At 31.6% G+C, this 12,285-nt stretch carries 13 protein-coding genes and 1 pseudogene; 11 read left to right on the top strand and 3 right to left on the bottom strand.

Features of this window, described 5'->3' with window-relative positions; genetic code table 11:
• Nucleotides 1–58 precede the first annotated feature (58 nt).
• Entirely contained in the window at nt 59–1,111 is a 1,053-nt protein-coding gene (locus B2G86_RS06350; RefSeq protein ID WP_078357291.1) for an ABC transporter permease, read from the top strand.
• A gap of 2 nt (nt 1,112–1,113) precedes the next feature.
• The gene (locus tag B2G86_RS06355; protein ID WP_078357292.1) at nt 1,114–1,791 is read left to right on the top strand and encodes an ABC transporter ATP-binding protein; all 678 of its coding nucleotides are present in this window, start codon (nt 1,114–1,116) and stop codon (nt 1,789–1,791) included.
• 347 nt (nt 1,792–2,138) lie between these two features.
• Here the strand turns inward: B2G86_RS06355 and nfsA are convergent, their stop codons facing one another.
• Complete coding sequence (gene nfsA / locus B2G86_RS06360; protein WP_078357293.1) at nt 2,139–2,894, bottom strand: oxygen-insensitive NADPH nitroreductase; 756 nt, start codon at nt 2,892–2,894, stop codon at nt 2,139–2,141.
• 96 nt (nt 2,895–2,990) lie between these two features.
• On the opposite strand from nfsA, the gene B2G86_RS13615 reads away from it, so the two are divergent.
• The 6 genes from B2G86_RS13615 to B2G86_RS06390 all read left to right on the top strand — a co-directional run bounded on the left by B2G86_RS13615 (nt 2,991) and on the right by B2G86_RS06390 (nt 9,174).
• A complete protein-coding gene (locus B2G86_RS13615) occupies nt 2,991–3,086 on the top strand; it encodes an HTH domain-containing protein (RefSeq protein WP_078357419.1) in 96 nt (31 codons plus the stop codon).
• Nucleotides 3,087–3,408: 322 nt separating this feature from the next.
• The gene (locus tag B2G86_RS06370) at nt 3,409–4,275 is read left to right on the top strand and encodes a LysR family transcriptional regulator (protein WP_158079027.1); all 867 of its coding nucleotides are present in this window, start codon (nt 3,409–3,411) and stop codon (nt 4,273–4,275) included.
• 126 nt (nt 4,276–4,401) lie between these two features.
• Complete coding sequence (gene tcuA, locus B2G86_RS06375) at nt 4,402–5,895, top strand: FAD-dependent tricarballylate dehydrogenase TcuA (protein WP_078357295.1); 1,494 nt, start codon at nt 4,402–4,404, stop codon at nt 5,893–5,895.
• A gap of 322 nt (nt 5,896–6,217) precedes the next feature.
• On the top strand, nt 6,218–7,198 hold the full coding sequence (locus tag B2G86_RS06380) for a tripartite tricarboxylate transporter substrate binding protein (protein WP_078357296.1): 981 nt from the start codon (nt 6,218–6,220) through the stop codon (nt 7,196–7,198).
• Nucleotides 7,199–7,211: 13 nt separating this feature from the next.
• Nucleotides 7,212–7,655 carry a tripartite tricarboxylate transporter TctB family protein gene (locus B2G86_RS06385; RefSeq protein ID WP_078357297.1) on the top strand — a complete coding sequence of 148 codons (444 nt, stop codon included), beginning with the start codon at nt 7,212–7,214 and terminating at the stop codon, nt 7,653–7,655.
• 13 nt (nt 7,656–7,668) lie between these two features.
• On the top strand, nt 7,669–9,174 hold the full coding sequence (locus B2G86_RS06390; RefSeq protein WP_078357298.1) for a tripartite tricarboxylate transporter permease: 1,506 nt from the start codon (nt 7,669–7,671) through the stop codon (nt 9,172–9,174).
• A 138-nt stretch (nt 9,175–9,312) separates the two neighbouring features.
• On the opposite strand, the gene B2G86_RS06395 is transcribed toward B2G86_RS06390, so the two are convergent.
• Nucleotides 9,313–9,885, bottom strand: a complete 573-nt coding sequence (locus B2G86_RS06395; protein ID WP_078357299.1) for a flavin reductase family protein — start codon at nt 9,883–9,885, stop codon at nt 9,313–9,315.
• Nucleotides 9,886–9,998: 113 nt separating this feature from the next.
• On the opposite strand from B2G86_RS06395, the gene B2G86_RS06400 reads away from it, so the two are divergent.
• From B2G86_RS06400 to B2G86_RS13620, 3 genes and pseudogenes are all read left to right on the top strand, one after another.
• Complete coding sequence (locus B2G86_RS06400) at nt 9,999–10,340, top strand: winged helix-turn-helix transcriptional regulator (RefSeq protein ID WP_078357300.1); 342 nt, start codon at nt 9,999–10,001, stop codon at nt 10,338–10,340.
• A gap of 101 nt (nt 10,341–10,441) precedes the next feature.
• Nucleotides 10,442–11,173: a class I SAM-dependent methyltransferase gene (locus B2G86_RS06405; RefSeq protein ID WP_078357301.1), complete on the top strand. Its 732-nt coding sequence runs from the start codon at nt 10,442–10,444 to the stop codon at nt 11,171–11,173.
• Between the two features lie 38 nt (nt 11,174–11,211).
• A pseudogene (locus B2G86_RS13620) lies at nt 11,212–11,286 on the top strand (recombinase family protein); the annotation flags it as partial.
• Nucleotides 11,287–11,491: 205 nt separating this feature from the next.
• Here the strand turns inward: B2G86_RS13620 and B2G86_RS13170 are convergent.
• Nucleotides 11,492–11,587, bottom strand: coding sequence for a type I toxin-antitoxin system Fst family toxin (locus tag B2G86_RS13170; protein WP_142242925.1), 96 nt, complete (start codon nt 11,585–11,587; stop codon nt 11,492–11,494).
• Nucleotides 11,588–12,285: the final 698 nt, after the last annotated feature.

The following is a 12,285-nucleotide window of genomic DNA, read 5'->3' on the forward strand; positions in this document are numbered from 1 at the left end:
CAGTTCACATTGGGTCGTTATTATAAATTTATACATTAAGAGAGAGGAACGGATAAACATGAAATTAGCACTTAAAGAACTTACTTATTACAAATTTAAATATTTACTTGTAACTTTAATTCTATTCTTATTAGCATTTTTAGTATTATTTATTTCAGCATTAGCACAAGGGTTAGCGAAAGAGAACGTTTCAGGAATTGAACAATGGAATAAAAGTGAATATGTCATAGCGAGTGACGCAGACAATAATTTAAGCCAATCAAATATCATTGATAAATCAGATGAGGCAATTAACAATGTAGCAAAAGGTGACACAATCAAGACAGCAATGCAGAAAGTTGAAACAGATAGTGGTAAAACAGATTTAATGTTTACACAACTTACAGATAACATTAAACCTGATCCTTCAGAAGGTCACATACCGAAAAGTGACAATGAAGTATTACTAAACGAGAAATTGAAAGCTGAAGGATTTGAAGTAGGGGACAAAATTAAAATAGCAGATAAAGATCAATCATTTAAAATCTCTGGATTTGCTAACAATATCATGTTCTCACATACTTCAATGGCATACGTTAATGAAGATGGAATGAACGATTTAAAAGGTAATCACATTTCAGTTGTTGCTTACGATAGTTTAAGTGACAGCCAAAAAGATGAAATCAACAAATTAGATGACGTAAAAGTTATTTCACAAGATGATATGTTAAATTCAATTCCAAGTTATAATGCAGAACAACAACCATTAAACTTGATGATCGTATTCTTATTCGTAATTTCAGCAATCGTTATTACAGCATTCTTCTACGTAATGACAATTCAAAAAACTAGTCAATTCGGAATTTTAAAAGCAATCGGTACGAAAAATAAAAATTTAATATCTTCATTAATGCTTCAAATATTAATTATTACATTAATCGGAGTTGCATTAGCAATCGCAGTAATTTTAATTTTAGGTGGCGTGATGCCAGTAACAATGCCATTCTTCCTAAATACGAACTTGATGTTATTGATGGTTGCAGTATTCATTGTCGTTTCATTAATCGGAGCAGTATTATCACTTGTTAAAGTTATGAAAATTGAACCACTAGAAGCTATAGGAGGAGAATAATTATGGGATTAGTCGTTGAACATGTTACAAAATCATTCGGTGAAAAAGAAGCAAAAACTCAAGTATTAAATGATATTACATTTACAGCAGATAAAGGTGAATTAATCGTATTAAACGGTGCATCTGGATCAGGAAAATCAACATTATTATCAATCATCGGTGGGCTTTTAGGTAAGAGTTCAGGAGAAATCACTTTAGATGATTTAGATTATGTGAACTTATCAGATAAAAAACTTACAGATATGAGATTAAACCAAATAGGATTTATCTTCCAATCATCACATTTAATACCTTATTTAAATGTAACAGACCAATTAACTTATGTAGGTCAAATGGCTGGAATGGGTAAAAAAGCTGCAAAAGAAAGAGCAGAAAAATTATTAACAGAAATAGGTTTATCACATAGATTGAAATCATATCCAAACGCTTTATCAGGTGGGGAAAAACAACGTGTAGCTATAATGAGAGCGTGGATGAACCAACCAAAAATGATTTTAGCAGATGAACCAACTGCAAGTTTAGATTCAAAACGAGCAATTGAAGTAGTTAAAATGATCAAAAATAATGTAAAAGAAAATAATTCAATCGGTATTATGATTACACATGATGAAAGAGTATTTGAATTTGCAGATAAAGTGATCAAATTAAGTGATGGCAGAATAGAAGATAAAACATCATAAAATAAAAAACACTAGCATTATAATGAAAAGAGGCGGAGACAAATAATTTGTCTCCGCCTCTTATTTTTAGTACTAAAATAGAATATGTTGAATGTGAAATCGCGCTAACGAGCAAGAAAATGTAAACAAGCACGTTAGAAAATCTAACGTGCAAGACTAGAAAAACAAGCTCGTTAGCGACTAAAAAGGCATTAGAAAAGTATAAAATAACACTAAATAAAGATGATTTAGAGTTCTAACGAGCAAGAAAATGTGAACAAGCACGTCAAAAAATCTAACGTGCAAGACTAGAGAAACAAGCTCGTTAGCTTACTGTTAACCAATCAACTTAGCCAATTTATACGATATTATTTTTTCATAAATCCTTTAATATTCAATTTCTCTAATATATCTGGTCTTGTTTTTTGGCTCATCATTTTTCTAATTTGTTCAGACCATGATTCAGAACGTTTACCGTTAGAGCGTTGTTCATAATAATCTTTAATATCATTGTCATATTGTTTGATTTGTTCAAGTTGTTGTTCTTTGTCTGAGTTATATTGATTCTCATGAAAGACATGTTCAAATGGTAATCGTTGTTTTGGTGAACCTTGCTCATCATCACTTGGCACGCCTACAGCCATACCGAATAATGGGAAGACATGCTCAGGTAAGTCTAATATTTCACTTACACGACCAACATCATTTCGTAAAGAACCTAAAAATACAATTCCAAGACCCATATCTTCTGCAGTTAGTGCTACATTTTGTGCTGCTAATGCAACATCAATTGTACCCACTAAAAGACCTTCCGCAGATTCAAAACTTGTTTCCATATTTCCATTTGTCTCTTTATTAATTAAACTATGTCTATAATAATCAATTACATAAACGAATAAGTAGCCATTGTCTACAACATGTTGTTGTCCAGAAATTTCTTTTAAAGCTTTCTTAATTTCAGGGTCAGTAATACCGATAATAGAATACGCTTGTACATAGCTAGATGTAGAAGCCATTTGTCCAGCTTCGACTAATTTTTGGACAGTTTCTTTAGATAGAGGTTCATCTTTAAACTGGCGAATAGATCTATGTTGTTGAGTTAAATCATATACAGATTGTTTCATTACTTAGTTCTCCTTTTTGATACATATGATATATAAATGTTATCAAATTTATAAGAATTATTCATTTTAGCTGACTTATGATTGAAAAAATAAAGAATTGGAAACTGCAAGAGCAATAGGCTCAACGGCGAAGAAATTGCTAAAAAAATAGGAGTTAGTAGATCTACAGTGTATCGGGTTATTAATCATTAAATCCTATTCTATTATGTACTTTTCATTCCAAATCACGATGATGTTATAATGTATGTAACGAAAATAAGTATACACTTATACACCAATCCACTCACTATTAACTTTTCTTTTTTAGGTGTATATATTAAGTAAAGTCAGCCGTTTCATTAATAATACTGAAATTTTAAACCTAGCTTTTACTTTTAAATTTTTATGTACTATTATATTAGCACTTTTTATACATAATGAAGTTATATGGTTTTTATGGATAATCCCTTTATCTATTTCTTCGTTATTTGATAATTTTATGGCACCACTTGTTTACGCGAAAGGGGAACTAACTATGGATTTTAGAGATTTAGAAATAATAAAAACGCTGAATGATGAAAGAAATATTACAAGGGCTGCGACAAAGTTATATGTATCTCAACCTTCGTTAAGTTACAAAATTAATACTATTGAACGAGAGCTTGGTGTATCTTTAATAATACGTACTAAAAAAGGTATTAGATTTACTCCTCAAGGTCTTCATCTCGTTGAGTATGCTAAGAAAACTTTGAATGGATTCAATGAGATGAAGGATAATCTTCATAGCATAGATAACGAAAATGAGGGCGTAATCAGACTTGGTGTTTCTCATAATTTAGCGAGATATGATTTGCCTGAAATACTTAGTAGTTTTACGAATGATTTTAATAAAATTCAATTCAAAATTATTACTTCTTGGAGCCAATCTATTTATAAATTAATAGCATCTGACGAAATTTCACTTGCCATAGTAAGAGGAGATGTATCTTGGAAAGGCTATAAAATTCTATTAGATCAAGAACCTATATGTATAATCAGCAAAGATGAGATTGATATAGAAAACTTACCTACAAAGTCAAGGATAGCTTTTAAGACTGATATAGGATTACAAAATACTATTGATAACTGGTGGAAAGAATCTTACAATGAGCCTCCAAATGAAGCGATGTTAATTGATAACATAGAGTCTTGTTTGAAGCTAGTAGAAAAAGGCATGGGTTATGCAATTGCTCCCAATATCGGTATCAGAGACCATGAAAATTTAAATATAATACCTATAAAAAACAAAAAGAATGAAATAATTTATAGGGATACTTGGTTATTATATAGGGAAGAAGTGGATTATCCATTAATGCAAAAGTTTATTAGACACATTAAATCATATTATAAGTATATTGATTAGTATAAGCAAAGTGTCATAAAAATATTTTATGATAGTGAATAGAATATATGTATTTCCTTTCTACTATTTTATTATGTAATCTAAATTTAAATACTTTTAGATTACTTTTTTTATGGAGGGATATTTTTGAAAAAATATGACGTAATTGTAGTTGGAACAGGAAATGCTGCACTAAGTTCAGCGATATCAGCAAAAGAGAATGGTAGTGAAGTGCTTGTATTAGAAAAAGCTCCCAAAGAAAAAAGAGGAGGAAATTCAATATTTACTGATGGAGCAATAAGGTTTGCTTACAATGATTTACAAGGAATCAATGAAGTTGTCACAGCACTATCAGAAAGTGATTTATCAAAAATACAAATGCCTGATTATAATACTGAAGACTTTTATGAAGATATTTTAAAAGTAACTAATGGTGAGAGTAATCCAGAATTAGCAAAATTTTTATCAAATGAATCATTTGAAACTATTTTATGGATGAAAAAACAAGGAGTAGAGTTTCAATTAAATGAAAATCAGTACTTTGAAATTAATGGAAATAGAAATTTTTGGGGTGGCTTACCTATAAAGACAGTGGATAAAGGGATAGGATTAATGAACACTTTATTTGAAAGATCCCAAGAACTAGGTATCGATATTATATATAGTGCTGAAGTTAATAAAATAAAAATGGATCATAATAAAGTATCAGCAGTAACTTACCTGGATAATAATAAGCAAGGGGTAACTGTAAATACTGAGGCAATTATATTAGCATGTGGTAGTTTTGAAGCGAGTATAGAAAAAAGAGTTGAAAACTTAGGTGAAGAATGGGAAAAAGCAATTGTTAGAGGTACTGAATATAACACAGGTGACGGAATAGAAATAGCTACAGCAATTGGAGCTAAAAAAGCAGGTCACTATGATGGTTGTCATGCTCATACTACAGATTATAACGCTCCTAAGGTGGGTGATTTTTCAAAACCTGGTGATATTTATAAAAAATCATCTTATCCACTGGGCTTAATCATTAATAAAAATGGAGAAAGATTTGTAGATGAAGGTGCTGATTTTAGAAATTATACTTATGCAAAATATGGAAAAGAGACTTTGAGACAACCTGATCAAAAAGCTTTTCAAATTTTTGATTCTCAAGTCAGCCCTATGTTGAGAAAAGAATATAATTTAAAAGAAGCGACTAAGATTGTAGCGGACACTTTAGAAGAACTAGCTATAAAAATGGAGATAAATCCTGATAATTTTATTAAAATGATTGAGAAATATAATTCTAGTGTTCAAGATGGAGACTACAATCCAAGTGTGAAAGATGGTAAATCTACAAAAGGTATTAGCCCAGAAAAGACGAATTGGGCATTAAAATTTGACCAAGCACCTTATTATGCTTTCCCTATTACATGCGGCATTACTTTTGCTTTTGGAGGTATTTCTACAAATACTAAAGCTGAAGTTTTAGATGAACAAAACAATCCTATAGATGGATTATTTGTAGCAGGAGAAATGGTAGGGGGATTGTTTTATCATAATTATCCAGGAGGATCTGGTTTAATGTCAGGTTCAGTTTTTGGTAAAAGAGCTGGGAAATCAGCTGCTGAGTATGTACAAATGAACAAATTAGAAAATTGAGCATAGTTTTTTATATATTGTAAAAAAACAAGTTTTATTTTGCTTTGTAATAGCCCAATTGACTAGATGTTACAAATAAATATCCAATAGCGACAAGCGTGCATAATGAATTCTATAGAAGCATTTGTCCTTGATCGCTCTGGATGTTTTAATAAATAATCTAATTATATTAGCATACATAGCTAACATTTTACTATTATAAAAAATCAGAATTTTCAGTCTTAAAATCACTGTATTTAATCACTGATTATGTTCTGGTTAACATTTTTAATAAAGTATCATACAAATATTTGTAAACGCTTTCAAAATAAGGGGTGGTTCGATGAAAAGATGGGGTATTTTAATCATCGTTTTTTCAATTATATTAGCAAGTTGTGGCAAAGATAATAATTCGAAGGCGTCAAGTAATCAATTTCCCAATGAAACGGTAGAAATTGTTGCACCGGCTTCACCTGGAGGCGGCTGGGATACAACAGCTCGTGCTATCCAAAAAATTATGATGGATGAAAACTTAACCAAGCAAAACATCAATGTTATTAATAAACCTGGAGGTGGCGGAGAAATAGGTTGGCAATATTTAAAAACACGTTCACCGAACACTATATCTATTAATTCCAGTTTATTATTATCTAATAACGAATTAGGATTAAGTGATTTAAGTACAGATGATCTCACTCCTATTGCTATTTTAGCAACCGAATGGATTAGTTTAACAGCATCCAATAAATCTAACTTAAGTTCTGGTAAAGAAGTGATGGAAAAACTAAAAGATGATCCAGAATCTTTAACTATAGGTGTTGCACCAGGTTTAGGCAACAATGATCACTTAGCTTTTGTACAGGCAGCTAAGGCGTATGGCGTTGATGTAGATAAAATAGATTTCCTTGTATATAAAAGTGGTGGAGACTTACAAACCGCTTTATTAGGAGGACATGTAGATGTTGCCTCTACTTCTGTCTCTGAAGTGAAAGAACAGCACCAGATTGGAAAGTTAAAAATATTGGCAGTGACTTCTGATGAACCTGTTGAAGGTATTGAAGAGGTACCTACATGGAAAGAACAGGGTGTTGATGTTGTCTTTCCACATTGGCGTGGTGTGATGGGGCCGAAAGATATGACACCAGAACAAATTGCCTATTGGGATAAAACTATGAAAAAAGTAGTGAAATCGAAAAGTTGGCAAAAAATAAGAAAGAATAATGATTGGCAAAACTTTTACAAAGACAGTAAAGAAAGTAAGGAATTTTTAGAAGATCAACGTAAGAAATATAAAGGATTAGTCAAAGATTCAGGAATGAAATAAAGGGGGAGTATAAATGTCACGACTTGTCTTTCCAATATTATTAATATTATTTGGCGTTATTTATTTAGTGTTGACTTTAAATATACCTAAATCAAATATTGGTAATCCAAATAGCCCAATGTATTTTCCAATGTTAGTTGGATTATTACTTCTTATAATGAGTATTGCTTATTTCTTTCAAGAATTTAAAAAACGTAACGAATCATTTATAGCATTTTCGCAATTACTAGAGAGAAAAACATTCATACGTATCATCTTAACAATTGTATTAACAGTAATATACGCTTTAATATTCGAACGTCTCGGTTTTTTAATTTCAACAATTGTGTTCTTAGGTGCCATTATGTTCTTAATTAATGGATATAAAAGATGGTTACAAAATATTTTAGTTACGGTGATTTTTTCTGGCATTGCATGGTACACATTTTCACAATTATTGGATGTCAGCTTACCTTAAGGAGGTAATTTAAATGGGAATTGATGCAGGAAGTTTTTTAGAAGGACTATCAACTGCGTTTCATCCAATGAATATATTATGGGTGCTTATTGGTGGTTTTCTAGGTACAGTGGTAGGTATGCTACCAGGATTAGGACCTGCGACTGCGGTTGCAGTACTCATACCTATGACATTTGGTATGGAACCAGTGAGCGCATTGATTTTAATGGTTTCAATTTATTATGGTGCCATGTACGGTGGATCGAGAAGCTCTATTTTATTAAATACGCCAGGTGATGGTTCAGCGATTGCAGCTACATTTGACGGTTACCCAATGACCAAAAATGGAGAGGCTGGTAAAGCACTAACGATCTCAGCCATAGCTTCATTAATTGGGGGTATTATTGCAGTATTTGGTTTTATTATATTAGCTAAGCCGTTGTCTGACTTTGCTTTAAAATTTGGTCCACAAGAATATTTTTTACTATTCTTATTTACACTTTCAGCAATTGTAACTTTATCGGCTGGGAAGATGGTCAAAGGCTTTATTGCTACAAGTATCGGTTTAATTATTAGTACAATAGGTGTTGATTTACAATCAAGTATTTATCGTTTCACTTTTGACAATCCTCACTTAAGTGAAGGTATCGACTTCTTAGTTGTTATCATTGGTGTATATGCAGTAGCAGAGGTATTATATAATTATTTGCATTTAGATGCATTGAAACCACCTAATGCTGATGTAGGATCAATGAAATTATCAAAAGAAGATTGGAAACGAACAAGAGGTACTATGTTTCGACAAAGTCCAGTTGGATTTCTAATCGGTGTTTTACCAGGAGCTGGTGGTGCTATTGCGGCAATGTTAAGCTATTCATCAGAAAAACAAATATCGAAAAATGGTAAGAATTTTGGGAACGGCCAAATAGAAGGCGTAGCTGCACCAGAAGCTTCTAATAATGCGGCTGCAGTAGGCGCTTTAATCCCCTTATTAACGATGGGCGTACCAGGATCAGGGACAACAGCTGTAATTTTAGGTGCGGTGGTTATGTTAGGCTTACAACCGGGACCTTTATTATTTGAAAACGAACCTGAAATGATATGGACACTCATTAACAGCATGTTTATCGGTAATTTATTTTTAGTTATTATAAACATTGCTTTAATAGGCTTATTACTAAAGATATTACGTACACCACCTAAAGTTTTATATCCAATTATTTTGGTGCTAGCGTTTATCGGTACATATACATTAGGATATAGTATAACTGATTTCTATATTTTAATTATTTTCGGCATTATTGGATTAGTTATGAAATTATTAGATTTTCCACTTGCACCTTTGATTTTGGCAGCAATTATAGGTTCAGATATGGAACAGAATTTCCGTAAAAGCTTAATAGTAAGTAATAACAATGTAGCAGATATATTTTTGGGATCCCCAATTAGTATCGTGTTATCATTGATGACTATTTTTGCATTGTTTTATCCGCTGATTATACAATTATCTAAAAGAAAGAAAATGAAAAAAATTGGATAATTAGCATAGTATTCACTTATACACCAATCCCCTCACTAATACGAGTAGTGAGGGGGTTTTTTATGTGACTTAGTCGCTTATGATAATGAAAGACTATTTGCAAGAGAACTATCAATATAAAATATTTTCATTTATTCTCTAGTCTTTTCCAGGACCATGATTGAATTTTGTTCCTTTACCTATAGCATAAAATTGTCCTCCAGCTACGTAGTGTACAGTACGTAATTCATCAGGGGCATCGTCAAAGATCCAATGACCATTGTTAAAGACACGATCGTCACTCCAAGCACCAACAATTTCGCCCATAAACAAGTCGTGTTCTTGTTCATTTTGCTCATTTGGCATTACTTTACATACAATCCAGCCAGCACTTCCTTCAACTAATGGGATGTCAACGTCATCTTGATAAAATATAGAAAGGTTATCAAGTTTATTATCCATTTCTTTAGAGCTGTGTTCACCAACATATAAGACTGTTTCCATTTGTTTAACGGTTGGTATATGCACTACAAAATAACCACTCTGCTCAATAAGTTCACGTGTAAAAGCTTGTTTGCCAATATACGCCATAACTTTATAGTTTCCAACAAGGCCAACCCAAGCTGCCGCCATTACATTTTCAACGTTATCGTGCTTGGCAGAAATCATTGTTGTTGGTCCTACTTGTAATAAACGGTAAGCTTTAGATCTTTCAATAGGTTTAATTGCCATTATATATTCTCCTCTTTTATTTCAATTTATTTCTAATTGCTAGTATAATATGATGATATAAAAAAACTAGTATGCACTTTTTAGTAAGATACTATCAAAAAGGAGAGTATTGTATGAATTACTCTAAAACTACAAATGGACAAGTACTCAACAATAAAGGCTTTGATTATACGTTATCGCTTATAGGAGGGAAGTGGAAAATGCACATACTATTCTGTTTATTAACAGAAGAAATTATGCGTTATGGAGAACTGAAAAAATCACTTCAAGGCATTACTCACAAAATGTTGAGTAATCAATTAAAAGAGCTAGAGTTCGATTCACTTATTATCCGCCATGAGTACCCACAAGTCCCACCCAAAGTAGAATATTATTTATCAGAACGAGGTAAGTCATTAATGCCTGCGTTACAGGAACTTTGTAAATGGGGTTCAGAACATATAGAAGATGAATAATTAAGAGACTCCTTATTGAAAAAGGAGTCTGATATATATTGTGTGTCTTTTGTTATACTTATAAACACTATTAAGTATGCTAATAAGGAGGTATATTAAAAATGGATAATATTTATGATAACTCAGCATTTTTTGAAGGGTATAAGAATAAAAGGAATAGCCATTTAAGTTATAATGAGGTAGTGGAAATGCCTGAAATGAAACGCTTAATGCCTGACTTATTTGGAAAGCAAATACTTGATATTGGATGTGGGATGGGAAATCTTATAAACTACATGTTAACGTATAATCCAAACCATATAATAGGTGTCGAACAATCAAAAAACATGATAGATGAAAGCAGTAAGAAATTTAAAGATAAACCTGTGACATTATATCATGAGGATTTTATGAAACTTAATATAGATGAAACCTTTGATGTCATAGTGTCTTCACTAGTATTTCATTATATAGAAGACTTTAAAAAATGTTGTCAGAAATTAAATCAATTATTAAAAAGCGAAGGAACTCTTTTATTTACTATGGAACATCCAATACAAACTGCTACAATGGATCCAGAAATTAAAAAAGAAGATGAAAACGGCGTTTATTTACGAATGGAACACTATTTTGATGAATCTATACGTTCTGCTAACTGGATAGGACAAGACGTCTTCAAATACCATCATACGATTGAGACTATTTTCAATAGTTTAATAAATAGTGGCTTTGAAATCGAATGTATTAAGGACCTTGGACAATCAGAAGAAGTATTTAAATACTATGATGAAGAACGTATCAACAAGTTAAAACAGTTTCCTCCGTTTATATTAATTAAAGCGAAAAAGAAATAAAGTAGCACTTATTTTCGTTTTTCATGGATATTAAATATATGAATGTATCGGCCAAAGATACAATGGGCAAGAAGTTCTTTACTATGATGAGTGCAATTGCAGAACTGGAAGCTGCAAGAGGAATCAAAAGAGACAGGAGTTAGTAAGTTTACAGTGTATAGGGTTATTAATCATTAAATCTTATTCTATTATGTACTTTGCATTCGAAACCACTATGATGTTATAATATATGTAACGAAAATAAGTATTCACTTATACACCAATCCCCTCACTATTACGAGTAGTGAGGGGATTTTTGTTGGTGTGACTTAATATCGCCTATTTTTTATTGCGTTTACTTAGCCAATAAGTAAAATACGCAATGGCACAGCCACTGATGATTGGAGCAATGATGTGAACGAAAATAAGCATCACTTTATACACCTCCTCTCTACGTCAAATAGACGCCTGAGAGATAGGCGACATCATTATTATATCATCTGTAAATACACAAGCATATGCACTTTCTATTAGGCTTAAGTATATTATTTATAAGGAATTTTGAGAGAAGAATGGAAAAGTTTTTAATATTCTTCATTCTAAAATAAATAACCCGTTAAGTATACTTAATAAAAGTGACAGAAGTCAGTAGAACTAAGTACAAAGGGTTATTAATAATTAAATCCTATTCTATTAAGTACTTTGCATTCAAAACCACAATGATGTTATAATGCATTTAACAAGAATATCTGCATTTGATGCACCAAACCCCTCACTACTGAGAATAGTGAGGGGTTTTTTGGTGTGACTTAGTCGCCAATTTTTTATGCTCATTTTTCTCTTTTCTTATATTCTGCTATTGCCAACATAATTATTGTGTGAATATTACTAAACACAGCAAAACAAAAAATAAAAGACCTGTTAAAATATTATGTTTTTTTGTATTTTTGACTTCTACATCATTCTTTCCTGTTCTTCTTTTTTGAAAATTACTCATGCTAATTTTTAACAATAACAAAATAAAAGTAATAACAATCACTAAAAATAACTTATAAATAATATCCAAAATATCACCCACTATATAAAATACATACCCAATACAAAACCAAGTCTAACAAATTACTACGTGAAGT

It is taken from the genome of Mammaliicoccus fleurettii, from assembly GCF_002018435.1.
GTDB classification, from domain to species: Bacteria; Bacillota; Bacilli; order Staphylococcales; family Staphylococcaceae; genus Mammaliicoccus; species Mammaliicoccus fleurettii.

What these genes read in the sequence shown, in the direction of transcription:
- B2G86_RS06355 (WP_078357292.1), top strand. Translation starts at nt 1,114, where the DNA reads ATGGGATTAGTCGTTGAACATGTTACAAAATCATTCGGTGAAAAAGAA.
- B2G86_RS06405 (WP_078357301.1), top strand. Translation starts at nt 10,442, where the DNA reads ATGGATAATATTTATGATAACTCAGCATTTTTTGAAGGGTATAAGAAT.
- nfsA (WP_078357293.1), bottom strand. Translation starts at nt 2,894, where the DNA reads ATGAAACAATCTGTATATGATTTAACTCAACAACATAGATCTATTCGC.
- B2G86_RS06350 (WP_078357291.1), top strand. Translation starts at nt 59, where the DNA reads ATGAAATTAGCACTTAAAGAACTTACTTATTACAAATTTAAATATTTA.
- B2G86_RS06395 (WP_078357299.1), bottom strand. Translation starts at nt 9,885, where the DNA reads ATGGCAATTAAACCTATTGAAAGATCTAAAGCTTACCGTTTATTACAA.
- B2G86_RS06385 (WP_078357297.1), top strand. Translation starts at nt 7,212, where the DNA reads ATGTCACGACTTGTCTTTCCAATATTATTAATATTATTTGGCGTTATT.
- B2G86_RS06380 (WP_078357296.1), top strand. Translation starts at nt 6,218, where the DNA reads ATGAAAAGATGGGGTATTTTAATCATCGTTTTTTCAATTATATTAGCA.
- B2G86_RS06400 (WP_078357300.1), top strand. Translation starts at nt 9,999, where the DNA reads ATGAATTACTCTAAAACTACAAATGGACAAGTACTCAACAATAAAGGC.
- B2G86_RS06390 (WP_078357298.1), top strand. Translation starts at nt 7,669, where the DNA reads ATGGGAATTGATGCAGGAAGTTTTTTAGAAGGACTATCAACTGCGTTT.
- B2G86_RS06370 (WP_158079027.1), top strand. Translation starts at nt 3,409, where the DNA reads ATGGATTTTAGAGATTTAGAAATAATAAAAACGCTGAATGATGAAAGA.